A 22228-nucleotide genomic window follows, 5' to 3' on the forward strand; every position below is an offset into this window, starting at 1 on the left:
ATCGGTTGCCGGAGGGACGGGCGGGCGCCGACCATGGCCCCTCGTGAGCAGATCCCGTTTCGCCTCCGTACTGCCCGACCTGTCCCCGTTGCGGTCCAGCCCCGATTTCCGGCTGCTGTTCTACCAGGGCACGGTCACCTTCTTCGGCTCGTTCATGGCGATGATCGCGCTCCCGCTGCAGATCAAGCACATGACGGACTCGCCGCTCGCGGTCGGTGCGATGGGCGCGGTGGAGCTGCTCCCGCTGGTGGTCTTCGGCCTCTACGGCGGCGCCCTCGCCGATGCCGTGGACCGGCGTCGGATGATCCTGCTGACGGAGGCCGGGCTCGGGGTGCTCGCTCTGGTCCTCCTGGTGAACTCGGCCCTGCCGACCCCGATGCTGTGGCCGCTGTACGTGGTCGCGGCGTGCGTGTCGGCGCTGACCGGCCTGCAGCGGCCGGCCATGGACTCGCTGATGGCCCGGATCGTGCCGCACGACCAGCTGACCGCCGCCGCCGCGCTGAACGGGCTGCGCTACCAGTTCGGAGCCATCGCGGGTCCCGCGGTGGCCGGCCTGGTCGTCGCGTACGCCGGGTACGCGTCCGCGTACGCCGTCACCGTGGCCGGGTTCCTCGTCTCCGTGCTGCTGTGCCTGCGGCTGCGTCCGGCTCCGCCCGCCCGGGACGCCGAGCGGCCCTCCTTGCGGGGGATCGCCGAGGGCGCCCGGTACGCGTGGAGCCGGCCCGTGCTGCTCGGCACGTACGCCGTGGACCTGGCGGCGATGTTCTTCGCCTTCCCGAACGCCATCTTCCCCTTCCTCGCGGACGAGCTCGACGCGGTGTGGGCGCTGGGTCTGATGTACGCGGCCGGGGCGGTGGGCTCCCTGGTGCTGGGGCTGACCAGCGGCTGGGCCTCGCGGGTACGCCGGCACGGGCTGCTGGTGGTGTGCGGGGCCGGGGTGTGGGGGCTGGCCATCGCGGCCGCGGGCTGGTCCGGGAACATCTGGCTGGTGCTGCTGTGCCTCGCCGTGGCCGGCGCGGGCGACATGCTGAGCGGGCTGGGGCGGGCCACCATCTGGAACCAGACGATCCCCGAGGAGCTGCGGGGCCGCCTCGCGGGCATCGAGGTGCTCTCGTACACCGTCGGCCCGCAGCTCGGTCAGGTCCGTGCGGGCACGATGGCCGGCTGGACCGGTACCCGCTCGGCCTTCTGGAGCGGCGGGCTCGCCTGCGTGGCCTCGGTGGCGGTGCTGGCGGCCCTGTTGCCGAAGCTGATCTCCTACGACGCCGACACGGACGAGGACGCCCTGCGGCGCCGGGCCGCGAAGGAGGAGCCGCAGCCGAGCGGGGCGGCGACGGCCTGATCCACCGCCCTCACCCCTCGGGGGACTCCTCCCCCGGGGTGGGGACGCGGCCCGCGAAGGCAGCCGTCAGCGCCAGGGTCAGCAGCAGTCCGACGGCCGTCACGGCCAGCGCCGGACCCGGGCCCCACAGGGTCCACGCCGCGCCGAAGAGCAGGGAGCCCGCGAACCGCGCCAGGGCCTGCGCCGTCTGGAGCACCGCCAGCCCGGTGGTGCGCAGCCCCGCGGGCAGCAGCGGTCCGGCCGCGGCCATCAGCACCCCGTCGGTGGCGGCGTAGAACAGGCCGAGCAGACCGAGGACCCCGCACACGAGCACGGGGCCGGGCGGTACCGGAGCCAGCAGGATCAGGCAGGCGCCGAGCAGGAGCAGGTGGCCGCCGAGGAAGACGCGGTGGCGTCCCAGCCGGTCGGCGAGCCGGCCCACGGGCAGGGCGGCGAGCAGGAACACGGCCGCGGTGCCGACCGGCAGCAGCGGGAACCAGGCGGCCGGCAGTTCGAGGCGCCGCTGGAGCAGGAGGTAGAGGAAGGCGTCCCCGACGGTGAACAGGCCGAGCACCGCGGCGGTCAGGCAGAGCCGCCGCAGGCCCGGGATCCGCAGCAGGGTCCGTGCCGAAGCCGTCCCGGCCGCCGGTGACGCGGGCGCGGGGCTCTCGCGTACGAAGAGGACCAGGATCAGGACGCCCAGCACCGCGAAGCAGCAGCTCAGGGTGAAGACGGCCTCGTACCCGTCGACCGCCACCCACAGCACGCCGAACGCGGCCAGCGGCCCCAGCAGGGCCCCGGCCGTGTCCAGCGCGCGGTGCACGCCGAAGGCGCGGCCCTGCTCCCCCGGCGGGCAGGACAGCGAGATCAGCGCGTCGCGCGGGGCGGTGCGCAGGCCCTTTCCGGTCCGGTCGGCGGCGAGCACCGCCGCCACCGACCAGGGGGTCGTGACCGCGAGCAGGGCCGCCTTGCAGACGGCGGAGATCGCGTAGCCGGTGCCGGCGACGAGCTTGCGGCGCTGCGTGCGGTCCGAGACCCGTCCTCCGAGGAGGCGCAGCAGTGCGGTGGCGCCCTGATTGAGCCCGTCCAGGGCGCCGAAGGCGAGCGGGGACATCCCGAGTCCGGCCACCAGGTACAGCGGCAGGACGGCGGTGACCATCTCCGCGGAGACGTCCGTGACCAGGCTGACCATGCCGAGGGCGAGCACCGTGCCGGGGACGGCCCGCAGCGGGCCCTTCGGTGCCGGAGGGTCGGCGGCGACGTCCGCCGCGCGGCTGGTCGACAGGTACACAGTGCCTCCTTCACGTTCTGAACAGGTTGGTCAGAACCAGGTGAGGGTGAGGGGGAAGGTGGTGGTGGCTGTGGTGGGGGTGGCGTCGGTGGCGGTGGCGGTGATCTGGATCGTTCCGGTGGCCCAGGGTTTGCCGCTGATGCGGCCGGTGGTGGCGTCGAGGGTCAGGCCCCACGGCAGTCCGGTGGCCGTGTAGCGGACGGGGGGCTTTCCGCCGGTGGTGGTGAGCTGGATGGTGCAGTTCTGGTTGAACTTGCAGCTCTGGGGGCCGGGGTTGGCCAGCTTCAGGTCACCGGGGGTCGGCGTGGAGGTGGGTGTCGGCGTGGGAGTCGGGGTCGGGGTGGGTGTCGGGGTCGGGGTGGGGTTCGTGGGGGTGAACACCTCACTGATGGGCTGGACGTTGGCGGCGTTCCCGGCGTGGGTCGCCGTGCCGAACAGGTCCTCGAAGGTGCGCAGCAGGTGGTGGTGGTTGAAGGCGGTGGCGTAGGTGCCCGTCTTGACGTTCGCCCCGTAGAACACGGTGGCGATCTGGTTGGAGCCGAGGTAGTTGTCCTCGTCCCAGGTCAGCACCAGCAGGCTGTTGTTGGCCTTCGCCCACTGCGCGTAGGCGTCGATGTTGTTCTTCGTCCAGGTGTCGCCCGTGCCGACCGAGCAGGAGTGCATGTCGTTGCACTGGTTGGGGACGACGAACGACAGGTTCGGCAGGGCGGCGAAGTTGTTCTGCGGGAACTGCGTCCAGGTCTTCCCGGTGTTCAGCGGCACGTTCTTGAAGGCGAACCACGGGTTGTGCTTCTGGGCGTACTGGCCGTTGGTGCAGGCCGTGGAACCCTCGCTCGGCAGGTCCTCGTTGTACGTCGCGAAGGTCTTGCCGGCCGCGATCACCTCCTGGCCCAGGTTGGGCGCGGTCATCGACTGCGGGGTGTAGCAGCCGTCCCCGGTGATGCCCTGCGTGGCGCCGGAGAACAGGTTGAAGTAGTTCGGCTGGCTCGGGTGGGTCAGCGCCTTCATTCCGGTCAGGCTCGCGCCGCCGCCCGCGAGCTGGTTGATGTAGGGGGCGTTGGCGCTGCCCATGATCTCGCCGTACTGCTTGTTCTCGTACACGACGACGACCACGTGGTCGTACGCCGGGAGCGCGGCCGCGGCCGCCGGAGCCGCGGAACCGCTTTCCGCTGCCTGGGAGTTGGCGATGGTGAAGGCGCCCAGCAGGCCCAGGGCGCCGAGGGCTGCGACGGCGGCGGCCAGGGCGGAGCGGTGGGCCCGGTGTCTCGGGCGTGCGGTCGCGCCCGGGCTCGTGCTCGCTGTCGTCGGGGGACGGAGGGGCATGGGTGGTTCCTCCTCGTGATGAGTGGGGTGGTGCTCGGGGCCGGGACCGGTGCCGGGACCCGGGGGTGCGGTCTCACACCTCGCGGCGGGCCGCGCCCGCGACGGTGATGTTCAGGAACCGGGGCACGGGCAGCTCGCGGTCGCGGAAGTCCTCCGCGACCGCCGCCCGCACCGCCGCCAGCCGGGCCTCGGGCAGCAGGACCAGGACGCTGCGCCCGGGCCGCTTCCCGGGCTGCCAGGCGCTCAGGGCCCCGGCCCGGCGGGCGCACGCGACGGCCCGGGCCAGTTCGGCCGTACGGTCCTGCGTGCCGTCGCCGAGCAAGAGCACCGAGGTCGGGCGGAGCGCCAGCAGCACCAGGCGGGACCCCGACGGGGCGGGGTCGAAGACCACGAACCGCTGGCGCTGGCGCTGCCGCCGGGGCTCCGGACGGGCCGGACCGTGGCCGAGCAGCAGGGCCCTGCCCGGCCGGGCGAAGAGGGCGCCCCGGCGCAGGGCGTCGTCGCCGTCCGGCAGCGCCTCCGCCATCAGCCGGGCCAGCCGTACCCGGTCCGGGTCCTCGCCCGCCGGTGTGTGGACGTCGGCCACCGCGAGCGCCACCGCGCAGTCGGCGGCCTCCTCGGTGGCCAGCCCGGCGGCGGCGGTGAGGGAGCCCTGCACGTGCAGGTCGGTCCCGCCCCGGCCGTACCCGGCCCGGGCCAGCGCGCGCAGCAGGGCGTACGGACGGGCGGCCCAGGCCGGGGCGGCGGGCGGCGGCCCGGACAGGGTCAGGGGCAGGTCGCAGCCGTCCGCCGGGTGGGCCAGGGAGCTGAGCCGTACGAGGCCGTCCGTGCGCGGGGCCGCCGCGGCCGCGACGGGCCAGCCGGCTGCCGCGACGAGGCCCGGGGAGCCCAGGTGAAAGGTGTACGGGGCGCTCCAGACCGCGGCCGGCGGGCGGCCGTGCGCGGCCTCCAGGGCGTAGGCGACCAGGCGGAAGAGCGGGTCGGCGGTGGCTCGTCGGGCGAGGTCCGCCCCGGCGGGGGCCCCGGGGCGGGCGGCGGCTTCGCCGGTGCCGGTCCCGGTGCCCGTGGTGGCTCCGGCGGGGACGGTGGCCGGGGCCGGGCCGGTCCGCGCGCCCGGGCCCGTCACCGCTCGTCCTTGCGGGCCAGCATCCGGTAGGCGTTGCCGCCGTCCGTGCGGCGGGCCGCGGCGGTGCGCAGCCCGTCGAGCACCGCCGCCGCGGCGAAGCAGGGCAGCGAGGCCAGCCGTACCGCGCCGGTGAGGACGCGTCGGCCGGTGGTGGCCGGGGGTCCCCAGGGCCGGTCCGGGTCGGGGGCCAGCCGGGTCGCGGTCAGGGCCACCGCGCCGAAGAAGTCGTTGCCCTGGTGGGCCGGCCCGCGTTCCTCGGCGAGGACGGTGAAGCCCCGGTCGGCCAGCGCCTCGCGCAGGTTCAACGAGGGGATCAGGTGCTGGTGCTGCGGCTGGAACCAGGGCAGCCAGGCCGGGCCGAGCAGCCGGGCCATCCGGGACTCGGGGTCGGGGAGTTCGATGGTGAGGTAGCCGCCGGGGGCGAGGAAGGCGGCCGCCGTGTCCAGTTCGGCGAGCGGGTCCCGGGTGTGCTCCAGGTAGTGGTACATGCTGACCACCTCGTACTGGCCCGCCAGTTTCACCGCGAACTCCGGGAACTGGCCCTGATACCCCGTCTCCACCCAGCCGCGCAGCTCCGCCTCGCGGACCCCGTCTCCCATGTCCAGCCCGTCGAAGCGGGTGTCGGGCCACACGGCCCGGGCCGCGTTGCAGAAGTGGCCGTGTCCGGTGCCGACATCGAGCCAGGACACGGGATCGGTGTGGGGGCGGAGCATCTCGGCCCGGCCCCGGTAGGCGGCGCCGAGCCGGCCGAAGACGGTGGCCGCGCCCTCGCCGCCGCGGCCGTCGTAGAAGTCGCGGTAGTAGAACTCCAGTCCCTCCGGGGAGAGCCGGGGGTTCTGGAAGACGTGCCCGCAGGCTCCGCACTGTTCCAGGGTGAACCGGCCCGGCTTGCCCTGGAGCAGGTCGGGGACCCGGACCCGGACGGTCAGCTGCCCGGAGCCGCACCAGGGGCAGTCCGGCCGGCGCGGTTCGAGGAACCGGTCGGTCCCGGCGGCCAGGTCGGCCCGGTAGGCCTGGATGGCCTCGGCGCGGACCACCTCGGCCCGTACGGCGGCCTGCTCCACCTCGGTGGTGGTGGCCCGGCCGTCGGCGGTGGCGCGGCCGTTCGCGGCCGGGTCGGCCCCGGGTCGCGGGGTACGGGCCGTCGCGGCGGCCGTACGCAGGGCCGCGCCGAGGGAGCGGACAGGGCGGGCGGCCGTGGCCCGGGCGAGGTCGCCGGGGCGCAGGGGCGCGCCGGGCTTTCCGAAGGCCAGGTAGGGCTGGATCCAGTAGAGCCCCGCCGCGGCGGCCCCCCACCGGCCCTGGCGTGCGGCGACGCCGGCCAGCAGGGCCAGCCCGGCGAGCTGCGCGGCGGCGAGCGGCCCGGGCGGCAGTCCCTGGGCCCGTAGTTCGGCCGCCCGGGCCGTGCCGCGCCCGTCCTCGGACGGGCCGCAGCTCAGGGCGGGTGCGATGGCCAGTCCGGTGGCGTCGGCGGCGTACTCCTTCAGTCGCCGGGTCACCGCCATGAGTTCCGCCGGAGTGGTGTCCGGGCCCGTCGGGTCCACTCCGGCCCGGGCGAGCACCTCTTCGGTGACGAGCAGGGCGAATCCGGCCCCGCGCCCCTCGCCGAGCCGGTCCTGCCGGTAGCCGGCCGGATCGACCAGGCGCAGCAGCCCGAGCAGCCGCTCGGCGGGCAGGTCACCGGGCAGCAGGTCCAGCACCCGCAGCCCCTCCCGATCGGCGTGCGCGCAGGCTGCGAGGAAGGTGGCCGCGTCGGGCTCCACCCCGCGGGCGGTGAGCAGCCGCCACCCGGCGGCGCGCGGTACCCCGGTCTCCGCGGACGCGACCATGGGCAGCACCGGGACGGCCCGCAGCCGACGGGCCGCGCGCACGGTGCCCGCGCCGAGGGCGATGAGCAGCAGGGCGGAGGTCCACCGGATGCCGGACGGGAGAAGGGGGATCCGGGCGGGGGAAGGGGGCGGGGTGGGCGTCACAGGAGTTCCTCCAACCGGTCGGCCGCGGCGGCTGCCCCGCCGGCCGCGGCGAATGAGGCCTGGATCCGCCGGGCGCCCCGGCGGTGGCCGGGTTCGTCCAGTACGGCGGTCAGCGCGTCGCGCAGTTCCTCGGCCCTGGTCCTGCCGAACCGCACCCGCACCCCGGCCCCGGCCTCCACGACCTGCCGGGCGACGATCGGCTGGTCGTCGCGGATCGGGGCGACCACCAGGGGCAGGCCGTGCGCGAGGGCCTCGCAGACGGTGTTGTGGCCGCCGTGGCAGACGACCGCGTCCAGGTGGCGGAGCAGCTCCAGCTGCGGGACGCTGTCGCGCAGCAGTACGTTCCCGGGGACCGCCCCGACGAGTGCCGCGGGGGCCGCCAGGATCAACTGGACTTCCTTGTAGAGTCGTTCGGCGGCGCCGAGGACCGCCCCGTAGAACCGGCCTCCGGCTTCCTGGTTGAGGGTTCCCAGCGAGACGAGCACCCGGCGCCGTTCCGGATCCAGCTGTTCCCAGGGGAATCCGGGAGCGGGCGGACGGGCCCCGAAGGCCGGCCCGACGAAGGCGTAGTGCGGAGGGAACTTCCCGTCTCCTCCCACCAGTTCGCGGCTGGAGAAGACCAGGACCAGCCGCCCCGAGAACCGCGGGTCCCACGGCTCCCCGGCCGGTGCGGGGTCGTCCCCGAACTCCGTCAGCAGTCCGGCGATCTGCGCGGCCACCCACTCCCCGATCTTCGGGAAGTCCGTGAAGGGGAGGGTGAGTTCGGCCGAGGTGCTGGCGGAGGTCACCCAGGGCACCCCGAGCCCCCGCGCGGCCACCGGACCGGCCAGGGCCTGCTGGTCGGCGACGATCAGGTCCGGCCGGAAGGTCCGGACTGCCCGGACCACGCCCGGGAGCATCGCCCTGGCCAGGGGGACCAGAGCCTCCTCCCAGAGGAACCGCAGGGCCCCGACCCCTCGCAGATCGCGCCAGCGGGCGTGGAGCAGGGCGTAGTCGCCGCCCGCCTCGGCGCCCGACGAGAGGATCCGGGCGTGCTCGGGCAGCAGCCGGGCCAGTGTCCCGGGCGGGCCGGTCCAGGCGACTTCGTGGCCGCGGGCGGCCAGTTCGCTGCCGACCGCCACGGTCGGGTTGACGTGTCCCGCGAGCGGCGGCACGGTGAAGAGCACCCTCATCGGACCAGCGCTCCCGCCATGGCCGTGGCCGTCGCCTCGAGGTGGGCCAGTACGGCCGCTCGCAGCGCTCCGCTGTTCTCCTTGAGCACGTCGTGCCCGAGGCCCGGCAGGATCTCGACCGCGGTGACGTGCGGGGCGTGGCGGGCCAGTTCCAGTGCGCCCGGGACCAGTTCGGAGTGCTCGCCGCAGACGATCAGGACCGGGCAGCGCAGTCCGGCGTAGTCGGCCGGGGTGAAGGTGCGGCTCGCCGCGATGTCGTCGATGAGGGTCGTGCGGTTGAGCAGGTCGTCGGCGATGGCCGTGAGGTTGGCCGCCTTGCGCAGCCGCAGCGTGAGTAGTTCGGCGGGTACCGCGCTGTCCTCCAGGCCGAGTGCGGCCGCCGACAGGGTGTCCACCATGTTGTCCACCCAGGCCCCGCTGAGCGGGGGTTCGAGCAGGGTGAGCCCGGCGACCAGGTCGGGCCGGGCGAGGGCGGCGTGCAGGGCCAGGGTGCCGCCGTAACTGTTGCCGACGAGGTGCACCGGGCGGTGCCCGAGGCCGAGCGCGCCGAGCAGGGCGAGGAGGTCCCGTACGGCGGTGCGGCTGTCGTAGCCGGTGGCCGGGCGCTCGGTGCGGCCGTGGCCACGCAGATCGTAGAGGACCACCTCGTGCCCGGCCCGGGCCACCGGGACGGCCAGCGGGCAGTAGAAGGAGGACAGGTTGTCGACGACCAGCCCGTGCAGGAACACCACCAGGGGACGGTCGGCGGCGTCGGGGCCGGCCGCTTGCGCGGTGGCCGGGAGGCGTTGGACGTGGAAGCGGACGTCGCCCGCGGGAAGGAAGGCCATGGCGGGATCAGCCGTCCGATCCGGGCGCGGCGGCGGATCCCGCGGAGGTGCACGCGAGGGACGCGTGGGTGATCCGGCCGATGTGCGTGACGAGTTCGCCCACGGACATGGCCAGGATGCCGTCCATGTCCTTCTCGGACAGGAACCCCATCAGGTCGACGTCGGCGCCGTAGCGGTGGTGGAGGAGTTCGGCGAGGGCGACGAACTCGATGCTCTCCAGGGCGAGGTCCTCGTTGAACGTCGTCTTCATCGTGACCTCGTCCGCGAGGAGGTACTCGTCACCGACGATCTCCACGAGCATGCCGGTGATCTCGGCGAGGATGTCAGCTGCCATGACTGGTCTCCGTGAGGTGGAAGGGGACGGGGGACGGGGTCGCGGGCCGGTCGGTCCAGGCGACGACGTGGCCGGGGTGGATGACGTGGCCGGGGTGGCCCGGGTGGCCGGAGTGGCCGGGGTGGCCGGAGTGGCCGGGGTGGCCGGAGTGGCCGGGGTGGCCCGGGTCTTCGAGTGGCGCGTCCGCGAGCAGGGTGGTGCGGATCGGGTACGGGTGCCCGTCCGGGGAGAGCACGCACAGCTCGCCGGAGCCCGGGTCACCGGTGGTCCGCCAGTCGCGCGGGCGGCCTCCGAGTCCGGTTCCGGCGGCCTTGGCGGCCGCCTCCTTGGCGCACCAGAGTGCGGTGAGCGCGGCCGGCAGTCCGGTGCCCTCCCGGGCCGCCATCCGCTCCGCGAGGCCGAGTTCGCCCGGCGCCAGGGCGATGCGGATGAGCGCGTCCGGGTCGGTGGTCACCTGTTCCACGTCGATGCCGACCGGCAGGCCGGGGTGGGCGAGGGCGACCGCGATCCGGTCCTTGTGGGCGATCGCCAGCCGGACTCCCCCGGCCAGGGCTCCCCCGGCGAAGGGCCGCCCGGCCGGGTCGTTGCCGATCGGCACCTCGGCCGGGAAGACCGGCCCGGCCCCGCCGTCCCAGAGCAGGTGGCGCACCGCGTCCTTGGCGGCGATCCGGCCCAGCAGCCAGGGCGCCCGGGCGCGCGGCGCCAGCCGCTCGTAGGCCGCGCGCTCGGCGGCGCCGAGGTAGCGGCGCATGACCAGCTCCTGCGAGGCGGGGTCGGTCCAGCGGCGCCGGGCCAGGCACCAGCCCTCGGGGCGGGGTTCGCCGATGCCGCAGACCTCCGGGGTGAACTTCATCGGCCAGACCCGCTCGTCGGCGCCGAAGCGGCGGTACGTCCAGCCGTCGATCCGGGCCCAGACCCGGCCGTCGGCACGGAGCAGCTCGACATCACCGCGCACGGTGACATCGCGGACCTCGCGGATCCGGGCCGTGGCCTCGACGAGCTCGTACGGCGAGGGCGGCGGCCCCGAGAAGCGGACGGCGTCCACGGCGGCCGGGAACACCAGCCGGTCCACGGGGAGCCTCAGCTGCATCCAGTGCCCGAAGAGCTGCCCGGCGGCGTCGAGCAGCGCGCCGGGGTCGGGCAGTGCGCGCAGCACCCCGCGGATGCCGTCCGCACCGACGGCCCGTACCTCGTGCACCCCGGCGAAGCGGGGCCCGTGGAACATCCACCGGTCCCGGTAGAGGGCCTCGGCGCTGACGGGGGCCGGCCGCGAATCGCGCAGCGGGGCGGGATCCGGGCCGGGCAGGGGCTCGTACCCCTCGCCGAGCAGCACGCACACGTCGGTGTACTCCCCGAGGGTGACGCGCACACGGCCCGGGCCGGCGGGCCGTACGGTGACCTCCACGTCGAGGGCCGGTTCCACGGGGAGCCAGCGCAGGGCCCGTACCCGGTCGTAGCCGATGACGGCCAGGCCGGGCGGTGCGTCCCGCAGGGCGGCTTCTGCCGCCAGTTCCAGCATGGTCGTCATGGGGACGACGGGGAACCGGTCGGAGTCCTCCGGCCAGCCGTCGGGCTGCAGGTAGACGCAGTGGTCCCGTACGTAGGGCAGCGCGGCGAGGGAGAGGTGCAGGGTGTGGGTGCCGGGCTCGGTCCCGGGCCGGGGGTCGGTCGTCCACGGCGCGGGCGCCGGCGCATCGGTGGGTCCTGCGGCAGGGGCCGCGTCCAGGGCCGAGAGCAGGACCGGGCGGGGATCCGCGGCCACCGGGACGGGAGCGTCGGGGGCGTCGGGGGCGGCAAGGGTGACGGGCGCGGCCGTCGGGGTGGTGGCCTGTGGCAGGAGGCCGGCGAGGGTGGTGCGTGCGGCCTCACCGAGGCGGACCAGCGGCGAGCCGAGGTCCAGGAGCACGCCGCGCCGCCCGGCCGTAGGCTCCGCCGGTGCTCCGGCGGCCGCCCGGTCGGGGCCTCCCGGCCCGTCGGGGGCCAGCCGGTCCCAGCGCGGGGCGTGGCCCCCGGTCCACAGGGCCGCGCAGGTGCGCCGCAGGGCGGCGAGTCCGGTGAGCCGGGGTGAGGAGGCCGCCACCGAGAGGTGGGGGCGGTCGCGCAGGGTGTCCTCGACGAAGCCCGGCAGGCTGCCCGGGCCGAGCGTGACGAAGCCGCGGACGCCCGCGTCCTCGTACAGCCGGAGCGTCAGCTCGCGGAAGCGGACCGGCTCCAGCAGGTGGCGGACGACGAGCTCGCGCACCGCTTCGGGCTCCGGGGGGAACGGCGCGCAGGTGGTCGCCGACCAGAGGGGCAAGGTGCCGGGCTGGAGCGGCAGTCGGGCGAAGGCGGCGCGGACCTGTCCCAGGTAGGGCTCCCACATAGGGGTGTGGAAGCCGGAGCGGAAGGGGAGTTCCTGGCCGAGGACGCCCTCGGCCTTCAACCGTTCGAGTGCCGTCGTCACTTGGGAGGGATCACCGCAGACGACCGACTGGTGCGGGCAGTTGTCGTGGCTGACCACCGCCCCGTCCAGTCCGTGCAGCGCGGCCTCCGCCCGCCTGGTTCCGCATCCCAGCGCCGCGTAGACCAGGTCCGGCACCTTGACGGACCCGGGTCGCAGCGAGTCCAGGAAAGTGTCGGCCGCGTCCTGTCGGTACATCCCGGCGGCCACCATCGCCGCCCACTCCCCCAGGCTGTGTCCCGCCAGCACCTCGGCCCGGATGCCGAGTTCGGGCAGGGCCCGGGCGAGGAAACGGCCCGTGGCGATGGCGTCCAGCGCCCGCTCCGTCAGTTCCTCGCCACGGGTCAGCCGGGGCGGCTCCAGTCCGAGCCGGTCCGCCACGTCGTCCAGTACCGGGGCGAACTCCGGCTCCAGGCCCGGGAAGAGGAACGCCAGCCGGCCGCCCAGCGGCTCGGGCGTGAACCACACCTCCCCGCGTCCCTGCCAGGCCCGGCCCCGCGCCACCACCTTCGCGGCCAGCGCGAGCCGCTGGGGTGTGGGGCCGACTACGGCGAGGCGGCAGGGCCCGTCGCCGACGGACACCGGGGCTGCGGAACCGGACGTCAGGGCACCGGAGCCGGACGCCGGGGCGCCGGACGCGGACGCCAGGAGGGCCGACAGCTCGGCCGGGTCCGGGGCCGCGAGGAGGAGCACGTCCTCGCGTGCGGGCGCCCCCACGGGGGCGGCCGGGCCGCCCAGGGGCAGGAACCGGCGTACGGGCGCGGCCGGGCGGGCGGGCGCCGTCCGACCCGAGGGCGCGGCCCGGAGCGCGGCGCCGGGAGCCTCCTCCAGCACCACGTGCGCGTTGATGCCACCGAAACCGAAGGCGTTCACCCCGGCCCTGCGCGGCGCCGGCCCGCGCTCCCACGGACGGGCCGCCGTCACCGGACGCATCCGGGTCCGGGCCAGGCCGGGGTGCGGATCCTCCAGGTGCAGGGTCGGCGGTAGCACTCCCTCGTGCACCGCGAGCGCCGCCTTGATCAGCCCGGCCATGCCGGAGGCCTGCATCGTGTGGCCGAGCATGGACTTCACCGAGCCGAAGCCGATGGCGTTCCCACCGTCGAGGCCGGCACCGTCGTCGCCGGCATCGTCGTCGCTGGGGTGCGGGCCGAACACCTCGGCCAGGGTGTCCAGTTCGGCCGTGTCCCCCACCGGGGTGCCGGTGCCGTGCGCCTCCAGCAGCCCGAGTGCGCCGGGTGCCCGCGGGTCCAGACCCGCCTCCCGCCAGGCCCGTTCCAGCGCCCGCACCTGGCCCGCGACGAGCGGGCTCATCAGGCTCGCCGCCCTGCCGTCCCCGGCGACCCCGGTGCCGCGGATCACCGCGTAGATCCGGTCGCCGTCCCGCTCCGCGTCGGCCAGCCGCTTCAGCAGCACCACTCCGGTGCCCTCGGACAGCAGGGTTCCGTCGGCTCGCCGGTCGAAGGGCCGGATCCGCTCGCTGGGACTCAGGGCGCGCAGCTGCGTGAACACGCTCCACAGGGTGGCGATGTGGCAGTGGTGCACGGCCCCGGCGACCACCGCGTCGCAGCGCCCGCCGGCCAGCAGCCCCACCGCCTGGTCCACCGCCAGGAGGGAGGAGGCGCAGGCCGCGTCCAGGGTGTAGGCCGGTCCGTGGAAGTCGAGCCGGTTGGCGGTCCGGGCGGCCGTGAAGCTCGGTACGAGTCCGATCGACGCGTCGGGCCGTTCGGGACCCAGGGCCTCCTGGAAGGCGGAGCGGACCGCGGCGATCCGCCGCTCGCCGAGCTCGGGCGCGAGCTCGCGCAGGGTCTGCGCCAACTGGTGGGCGGTACGGACGCGTTGGTCGAGCCGGGCGGTGGCCACGCCCATGAACCCGCCGCGCCCCAGCACGATCCCGATCCGCGAGCGGTCGGTCGGCAGGCGGCTCTCGCCGCCCGCGTCGGCGATGGCCTCGGCCGTGGCGTGCAGGGCGAGCATCTGGTCCGGTTCGGCCTCTTCCACGGTGGCCGGCATGATGCCGAACCGGGTCGGGTCGAAGGCGGCGAGCCCGTCCACGAAGCCCCCGCGCCGGCAGTAGAACCGGTCGCCGGAGACCGGTCCGGTGGCGCCGTCCGGGTCGTAGTACACCTCGGGATCCCACCGGCCGGGCGGGACGTCGCCTATGCAGTCCGTACCGGCCAGGAGGTTGCGGCGGTAGGCGGCGAGGTCCGCGGCGCCCGGGAACACCGCGCCCATTCCGACGATCGCCGCGTCGGTGGGACGCGGACCGCGATGGTGCCTCCGCTGACCGGATCCCCGGCCCTGCTGGCGGCGGTCAGGCACGCCGCTCACTCCCCTCGTGCCCCTCGTGCCTCTCGTGTCCCTTGTGTGCCTCGGCCGCCATCAGGACCACCTGTACGTCCGTCCCGTGCGCGAGTTCGGCGAGGAACGCGGCGCCGCCCGCGTCCGGGTCGATGAGCGGAATGCCGCGGCGGCTGTACGCACGTGCCAGTTCGGGGCTGACCATCCCGCCCGCCTCGGCGGCCCAGGGACCCCAGTCCACGGACAGCACCCGGCCGGGGAAGCTCTCCGACCACAGGTGTGCCAGGCCGTCGAGGGCGTCGTTGGCGGCGGCGTAGTCGGTCTGCCCCCGGTTCCCGTACACGCCCGCGACACTTCCGAACAGGGCGAGGAAGCGGGGTGCGGGAGCCGCGCCGTGCTCGGCCGCCGCGGCGGCGAGGTGGAGTGCGCCGGTCACCTTCGTGGTGAACACCTGGGCGAATGCGCCCGGTTGCTTGTCGCGGAGCAGCCCGTCGTTCAGGGTCCCGGCTCCGTGCACGATTCCGTCGAGTCGGCCGTGGCGGGCCCGCACGGTGGCCACGACGTCCCGTACCGCCTGCCCGTCCGTGACGTCCGCGCAGCGGTAGCCGACGGACGCGGCCACGGTCGCGAGGGTCGCCAGGGTGGTCCGTACCTCGCGCTCGGCGAGGATCCGCGAGGCGGCGGCCTCGATCTCCGCAGGGGTGCGCAGACCGGTGGCGATCAGTGCGGCACGCAGGGCCACCCGGTCGGTGGCGTGCCCGAACTCATCCGCCTGAGCCGGTGGTTGAGGTGTGCGCCCCATCAGTTCTACGTGGCATCCGGTGGCCCGGGCCAGCGCCAGGGCGGTCCGGGCGGTGATCCCGCGGGCCCCGCCGGTGAGCAGGACCACCGAGTCCGCGTCGAGGGGCGGTGTCGCGCCGCCGGGGACCAGCGGTGCGGGGACCGGCCGGCGGGTGACCCGTAGGCCCTCGGCGGTGTAGGCGACGGAGGCGGGTGCCTCTCCGGACGGGGCGGCCGGCTCGGTTGCCGGTGCGCAGCTCAGCTCGGCGAGGAGCTGCGCCGCGATCCGCTCGGGGTCCTCCTTGGAGTGGACCTCCACGGCGCGGATCAGCCGGCCGGGGTATTCGAGGGAGGCGCTGCGGGCGAAGCCGTGCACTCCCGCTCCGGCGGATTCGCCGCGGGCGGTGACCAGGAGGAGCCGGTGCACACCGCCGGTCAGGGCCCGCTGCAGCCCGGGAAAGGCCTCGGGCAGGACGGGCGCCGCGCCCGACCGCAGGGCGGAGAGGTCGAGCAGGGCGTCGAACCCGGCTTCGCCTTGCGCCAGTTGCCGTACGTCCGCCCCGAGGGACCGGAGGGCCCCGGTGACCGCGGGGCCGACACCCTGGGCGTCTCCGGCGTCCCCGACGGCTCCGACGACTCCGATCCGCAGACCGCGCAGCGCCGCCGGGTCCCCGGGCGCGGGTGGCAGGGTCTGCGCTTCCACCCGGAGGCGGTCGAGTGCGGGCGGGGCGGTTGCCGGGGCCCTGACCGGGACCGGGGCCACCGCTTCCGTGGCCGACGGCTCGGGGTGGGCGGTGTGGCCGGAGACCCAGTCCACGATGCCGCGCAGGGTTTTGATCCGGGACAGCTCCTCGATGGCGCTCTCGGCGGAGCCGCCCGCGTCCTGGGGCAGACCGATCCGGTCGGCCAGCGCGCCGATGATCTCCACGCGCTTGATGGAGTCGATGGACAGGTCCGCCTCCAGGTCCAGCTCGGGAGCGAGCATGTCGCGGGGGTACCCGGTCCGGGTGTGGACGATCTCCACGATCACGTCCATCACCTCCTCGGCGGACCGAGGCTCCGCGCCGGCCGCACCCCCAGCGCCTTCGCCGCCGCCACTCACGCTCGCCCCGCCCCCGCGGGCCACACCCCCGAGGACCCCGCCCCCGGGGGCCGAGCCGCCGCCAGCGGATGCGGGAGCACCACCGGATACCCAGTCACCCGGCGCACCACCCCCGACCGTCCCCCCGCCCAGGACCACACCTCCCGGCATCCCCACACCTGCGGGCACACCCCCGCCCAGCCCAGCTCCGCCCGGCAGGCCATCTCCCGGAACCGCACCGGCGGACACCCCGGGGCCCATACCGACCCCATGGGGCATGCCACCCCCCAAGGGCGCACCGCCGGGCATCCCCGCGCCCAGGGTGGCTCCGTCAAACACCGGACCATCTGCCGCCGTTGGCCACGATCCGGGTCCGGCGAAGCCCGCGGCCGCCGGCCAGGACCCGTTCGCGCCGCCCGCAAGGCCCGCGCCGTCAGGCCGGTACCCGGCCCGGGCGGGCGCGGCGGATGCGGCCCCGAACAGCCCCGAGGCCGCCCCCGGACCGCCGGGCAGTCCGGCGCCCGGGACCCCGCCGCCTGCGGCCGGCGGCCATGGGCCGGAGTCCGCGAAGCCGACCAGCGGGCCCGGGACACCACCCTGACCCGTGGACCCGGCTCCGCCGGCGCCCCCGGGCCGGCCCCGGCCGTCCACGCCGGTCCCGGCCCAGTGAGCGGCCGAAGCCGTGCCCGGGAACACCCCGGAGCCGGGATCCGCAGCCACCGGGGCGCCGCCCAACGCCCCGGACCAGGCACCGTCCGCACCCGCGGGCAGGCTCCGGCCGTCCGGTCGACTCCCGGGCCAGAGGGAGAGCGGCGCCGTCGACGCCAAATAGCCGATCATGACGTCTCGTTGCGCCTGTACCAGTTCGCGAGAGCCGCGGAGGTACTCCAGGACGGCTTCCTCCCGGCGGTCGGCCGCGGCGGATGCGATGTGCCCGGCCGGGTGGCCGGAGGGAGCGCCCAGGCCCGCCGGGGAGTCGTAACCCGTGCCGGGGCGGCCGTTCACGCTCCGGCGATACCGGCCGTCCCCACCCCCGACGCCCGGACCGGCCACCAGCGCGCCGCTCCCGGGGAGGGCGAAGACCCCCTCGGGCGCCGGAACCCCGGCCCACCCGTTCCGCACGTCCGCGTGCCCGTTGTTCGCGTGGGCCGCCAGCGGGTCCGGGCCCACGTTCAGCTGCGCCCCGAACTGAACGGGCCCGCCGTTCGCGTGTGCCCCCGCGGAGTCGGGGCCCGCGCCGGCCAGGGCCCCCGCAGGGGCGGTCCCGCCGTTCGCATGGGTCCCCAGGAAGGCCGAACCCCCCTCCGGCCCGGTGCCGTTCGTCGGCTGCGTCATCTGATGGGCTCCCTTTCCTTCGGATACCGCGACGTGGACCCGGCGGGCCGGGCGGAGCCCGCCGGGGACGGGGTTGCCGTCCCGGGTGCGGACCAGGTGGCCGTCCACCAGCCAGCCCGGGCGGCGCGGAGCACGCTCGGGGAGCCGGGAGGTGCGGCCTCGGAACAGGGCTTCGGGGGCCATCGGCACGCCCGCCGCAGCCAGTTCGGCCAGGGCCGTGACCAGGCGAAGCAGCCCGTGCTCACCCGGCACGTCCAGCGGCACCACCGTGTGCGGCCGGTCGTGCAGGATGCGGCCGACCAGGCCGGACAGGACGCGGCCGGGCCCGGCCTCCACGAAGGTCCGTACCCCGGCGGCGTACATGTGCTCGACCTGCTCCACGAACCGGACCGGTTCGGCGACCTGACGGGCCACCAGGTCGCGTACCGCATCGGCGGTCTCCGGATAGGGTCCGGCCGTGGTGTTCGACCAGACCGGGAGGGTGGCGGCGGACAGCTCCGTCCCGGCCAGCTCCTCGGCGAGCGCCGTGGCCGCCCCCGCCACCACCTCGCTGTGGAACGCGCAGGCGACGGGGAGCGGGGTGGCCGTGAGACCCGCTTCCCACAGGGCGGTCACCGCCTCGGCCACGGCGTCCGCCGGACCTGAGATCACGCACTGCCGGGGCGCGTTGTGGTTCGCGACCACGCACCCGGCCCGTTCCGCGATCTCCCGCACCTCCTGCGGCGCTGCCGTCACCGCCGCCATCGTCCCCGGATCCGTTCCGGCCGCCGCGAGGATGGCCTCGGCCCGGCGCGCACTCAGCCGCAGCAGGCTCGCCTGGTCCCACACCCCCGCCGCCCACAGCGCGGTGAGCTCGCCGTACGAGTGCCCGGCGACGCAGTCCGGCCGTACGCCCAGCTCCCCCAGCAGCAGGTGCGCCGCCGAGCCCGCCAGCCCTTGGGCCGGCTGGGCGATCCGGGTGTCGGTGACCGCGGCCCGCTGCGCGGTCCGCCCCTGCGGGGTGAAGGACGCCGGGGGGAACACGGTGGAGACCACCGCGCCCGGTGCCGCGTCGAGGAGTTCCCTCAGTTGGGGAAAGGCCGTGAACAACTCTCTCAGCATCCCGGGGCGTTGGCTGCCCTGGCCGGGAAAGAGGAAGGCCACCTGTCCCGGGTCCGCCGATTCCTCCCGTACGTGGACCCCCTCGCCCGGGGTGAAGGCCCGTGCCCGCTCCAGCCTGGCCGCCAGCTCGTCCAGGTCGGCGGCCACGACCGCCACCCGTACCGCGCCCGCGCCCTCCGCGGCCTCCGCGGCGAGGTCCCGCAGCGCCCACGGGCGTCCGGCCGCGTCGTTCTCCTCCAGCCTGGCCGCCAGCCGGGCCATCGCCCGGCCGGCCGCGCGCCGGTCCTCGCCGCGGAAGCAGAACAGCTCGGCCGGCCATTCCTCCAGTCCGTGCCGGGGCTCCTCGGCCCCGGCGTAACCTGTCAGCACCGCGTGGTAATTGGTGCCGCCGAACCCGAAGGCGCTCACTCCGGCGATCCGCCGCTCGGCGGGCACCGCCCACGGCCGGGCCGCGGTGTCGAAGGAGAAGGGACTGGTCTCCGCGTTCCAGGACGGGACCGGTGCGTCGAGGTGCAGGGTCGGCGGCCGTACACCCGCGTGGACCGCCCGGACCGCCTTGATCAGTCCGGCCAGTCCGGCCGCGCATTTGGTGTGCCCGATCTGCGATTTGACCGAACCCAGTGCGCAGGATCCCGGAGTTGCGCCCGATTCGGCGAACAGGGCCGTCAGTACGCCCAGTTCGGTGGTGTCACCGACCACGGTTCCGGTGCCGTGCGCTTCGATCAGGCCGACCTCGCCGGGGCTGATCCCGGCCCGTGCGTAAGCCCGGTCCAGGGCCCTGCGCTGCCCCTCCGGCCGGGGTGCGGTGAGACCCAGGGAGCGTCCGTCGCTGGCGGCTCCGACCGCCTTGATCACGGCGTACACCCGATCGCCGTCCCGTTCCGCGTCGGCGAGCCGCTTCAGTACGAGCGCCCCCACCCCCTCCCCGAGGGCGATCCCGTCGGCAGCCGAATCGAAGGGCCGGCAGCGTCCGCCGGGGGACAGTGCGCGGACGGAGGAGAACAGCAGGTAGTCGTTGATTCCGTTGTGGACGTCGGCGCCTCCGCACAGCACCATGTCGCTGTCCCTGTCGCGCAGTTGACGGCAGGCGAGGTCGAGCGCGGCCAGCGAGGAGGCGCATGCGGCGTCCACCGTGCAGTTCGCGCCGCCGAGGTCCAGCCGGTTGGCGACCCGGCCGGCGATGACGTTGGCGAGGACCCCGGGGAAGGAGTCCTCGGTGAGCCGCGGGAGCTGTTCGTCCAGGGCGGGAGGGAGCTCGCCCAGGTATCCGGGATAGAGCGCGCGCAGCCCGTACGCGCCCGCCAGCTCGGTGCCGGCCTCCGCGCCGAAGACGACCGAGGTACGGGACCGGTCGAACTCCCGGTCCTTGCCGTATCCGGCGTCCGCCAGGGCGCGTGCCGAGATCTCCAGGGCCAGGAGCTGCACCGGCTCGATCCCGGCCAGCGAGGCCGGCGGGATGCCGTGCGCGAGGGCGTCGAAGGGCATCGGGCCGAGGAAGCCGCCCCAGCGGGACGGGGTGCGCTCGCCGGCCCGCGCCGGGTCGGGGTCGTAGTGGAGCGCCGGGTCCCAGCGTTCGGCCGGGACCTCGCTCACGGCGTCACTGCCGTCCAGGATCCGCGCCCAGTAGGCGGCGAGGTCCGGTGCGCCGGGGTAGGCGCAGGCCATGCCGACGACGGCGACGTCCAGCGGTTCGGGCCGCGCGGCGCCGGTGGCGGACGCCGCGTCGGTGGCGCCGGCCACGGGTTCCCCACCGGCGAGCTCCTGGGCCCGCCGCGCGAGCAACCGGCATGCACCTTCGGTGACTTCGGCGTGCAGGGCGGCGATGGTGGTGGTCCCGGAGCGCAGGGTGGCGGCCTGGCCGAGCATGAACAGCCCTTCCGTGTCCTGCTGTTCCTCGCCCACGAACACCATCGCGGAGCCGTCGGCCGCGCGCCGCAGCCCCTTGCTGGCGATCCGGAGCCTTCCCAGGTTGAGCCGCTCCAGCTCCTCCCACACCTCGCGCGGCTCGGCGCCGCCCTGCGCGAGCCGTTGCCGGGTGGCCTCGAAGGTGTCCACGTACGGGGTGCGCGCACAGCGGGTGGCGTGTCCGGGGGCGGTGTGCAGCAGGACGGTGTCCGCGCACTCCAGCGCCGCCCGCTGGAACCGGGGCAGGACCGCGCCCGCCGCCACCGCCTCCTCGGTGAACAGGTAGGCGGTGCCCATGAGCACCCCGATGCGCGCACCCCGCTCGGCCAGTGGGGCCGCCGCGGCGGCGGCCATCGCCGCGGAGCGGGCGTCGTGGATTCCGCCCGCGAACAGCACGTCCAGCGCGGCCGGTTCGGGGCAGGACAGCAGCAGCTCGATCTGCTCCTCCCAGAGCGGGAACGAGGCGCGCGGCCCGACGTGACCGCCGCATTCCAGCCCCTCGAACACGAACCTCCGTGCCCCGTCGGCGAGATACCGCTCCAGCAGGCCCGGCGAGGGCACGTGCAGATGGGTCCGGGTCCCGGCGGCCTCCAGCGGGGCGGCCTGCCCCGGGGTGCCGCCCGCGATGATCGCGTACGGCGGGCGCACCTCGGCGACGGCCGCGAGCTGCTCGGCCCGGAGCTCGGCCGGGGCGAAGCCGAGCATGCCCACGCCCCAGGGCCGCTCCCCGAGGCGCTCGGCGGTTTCGGCGAGGAGCCGGCGTACCTGCGGCCCCTCCATGACCGCGAGCGCGAGATAGGGGACCGCGCCCCCGGCCGCCACCGCTTCGGCGAAGGCGGCCTGGTCACTGACCCGGGTCATCGGCCCCTGCGCCACCGGGAGCGGGCACCCCGGGCCGTGGCCGCCCCCCAGCGGCCGGGCCCGTACGACGGCCGCCAGGTGTTCCGCAACGGCCGACCGGACGGCCTGGAGGATGCCTCCGGTCGTCCGGTGGCGGGCGGCGAGCCGGGCCGCCGAGGCCCCGTCCTGCCCGACGGGGAGCAGCTGTGCGCGCAGGTCCCGGGCACCGAGCAGGGCGCCGACCGGGCCCTGCGGCGGGGTCAGGTCGGGGCGCGCGTACACCCGGTGTCCCTCCAGCAGCTTGGTCTCGGAGCCGTCCATGGCCCGTACAGCCGAGGCCACTTCGGCGGGCAGCCCGGCCTCCCCCTCGGGCGTGAGGGCCAGTTGTACGTCGACCAGCACCCCGGCGGCTCCGCCCGCGACGGCCGCGGCCGCGGTGTGCGGCCCGATCCCGCCGTACGCCCGTACGGGCAGCACCGACGCGGGCTCGGCGAGCAGCTGTTGGAGGAGAACGAAGGTGGTGGTCCCGCCCACCCGGCCGCCCGCCTCGTGCCCCTTGGCCACGAGCGCGGCCACCCCGGCGGCCACCGCCGCCCCGGCTTCGGCCGGATCGGTGACCTCGGCCCACACCCGGGGCCGCCCGATGGCGGCCGCCCAGTCGGCCACCCCCTCCGGGGTGTGGCCCGCGGGGTCGGCCAGCAACACGGTGTCCACCTCGGCCGGCAGCTCCTCGGGCCCGATCGGGCAGCCCGCGGGCACCCGTACCCCGTAGCGGCCGGTTCCGAGGCGGCGGGCGATCTCGGCCATGGCCTGCCGCGCGGACCGGGCGTCCCGGCCGAGGTCGAGCAGGCCCAGGGCGCCGGCGCGCTCGGCGGCGGTGACGATCCGCGGGTTCGGCTCCTCGAACGGGCTGACCGCGACGACCAGGTCACGGTCGGCGGCGCGCAGCCGTCCGGGCCGCGCGGTGCGCGGGGCTGGCGGGGGTTGCTGGGGCGGAAGTGCACGCGGGGGCTGGGGGGACGGCTCGGGCTGGGGGGACACGGACGCTCCTCTTCCAGTGCGATGTGACATGGCGCAATGC

The 22228-nt window shown here is 75.8% G+C and carries 10 protein-coding genes; 1 reads left to right on the top strand and 9 read right to left on the bottom strand.

Annotated elements, in window-relative coordinates:
* Nucleotides 1-43: 43 nt before the first annotated feature.
* A complete protein-coding gene (locus OG435_RS03610; RefSeq protein WP_266875241.1) occupies nt 44-1342 on the top strand; it encodes an MFS transporter in 1299 nt (432 codons plus the stop codon).
* 10 nt (nt 1343-1352) lie between these two features.
* On the opposite strand, the gene OG435_RS03615 is transcribed toward OG435_RS03610, so the two are convergent.
* From OG435_RS03615 to OG435_RS03655, 9 genes are all read right to left on the bottom strand, one after another.
* A complete protein-coding gene (locus tag OG435_RS03615) occupies nt 1353-2612 on the bottom strand; it encodes an MFS transporter (protein ID WP_266875242.1) in 1260 nt (419 codons plus the stop codon).
* A gap of 30 nt (nt 2613-2642) precedes the next feature.
* Nucleotides 2643-3935: an alkaline phosphatase family protein gene (locus OG435_RS03620; RefSeq protein WP_266875243.1), complete on the bottom strand. Its 1293-nt coding sequence runs from the start codon at nt 3933-3935 to the stop codon at nt 2643-2645.
* Between the two features lie 73 nt (nt 3936-4008).
* A complete protein-coding gene (locus OG435_RS03625; protein WP_266875244.1) occupies nt 4009-5061 on the bottom strand; it encodes a galactokinase in 1053 nt (350 codons plus the stop codon).
* Nucleotides 5058-7034: a class I SAM-dependent methyltransferase gene (locus OG435_RS03630; protein WP_266875245.1), complete on the bottom strand. Its 1977-nt coding sequence runs from the start codon at nt 7032-7034 to the stop codon at nt 5058-5060. The genes OG435_RS03625 and OG435_RS03630 overlap by 4 nt, the downstream gene beginning before the upstream one ends.
* A complete protein-coding gene (locus OG435_RS03635; protein WP_266875246.1) occupies nt 7031-8206 on the bottom strand; it encodes a glycosyltransferase in 1176 nt (391 codons plus the stop codon). Before OG435_RS03635 ends, OG435_RS03630 begins: the two co-directional genes overlap by 4 nt.
* A complete protein-coding gene (locus tag OG435_RS03640; RefSeq protein WP_266875247.1) occupies nt 8203-9033 on the bottom strand; it encodes an alpha/beta fold hydrolase in 831 nt (276 codons plus the stop codon). Before OG435_RS03640 ends, OG435_RS03635 begins: the two co-directional genes overlap by 4 nt.
* A gap of 7 nt (nt 9034-9040) precedes the next feature.
* Entirely contained in the window at nt 9041-9367 is a 327-nt protein-coding gene (locus OG435_RS03645) for an acyl carrier protein (protein WP_266875248.1), read from the bottom strand.
* Entirely contained in the window at nt 9357-14126 is a 4770-nt protein-coding gene (locus OG435_RS03650; protein WP_266875249.1) for a type I polyketide synthase, read from the bottom strand. Before OG435_RS03650 ends, OG435_RS03645 begins: the two co-directional genes overlap by 11 nt.
* Nucleotides 14119-22188, bottom strand: a complete 8070-nt coding sequence (locus OG435_RS03655; protein ID WP_266875250.1) for a type I polyketide synthase — start codon at nt 22186-22188, stop codon at nt 14119-14121. Before OG435_RS03655 ends, OG435_RS03650 begins: the two co-directional genes overlap by 8 nt.
* Nucleotides 22189-22228: the final 40 nt, after the last annotated feature.

The organism is Streptomyces sp. NBC_01264, assembly GCF_026340675.1.
Classification (GTDB): Bacteria; Actinomycetota; Actinomycetes; order Streptomycetales; family Streptomycetaceae; genus Streptomyces.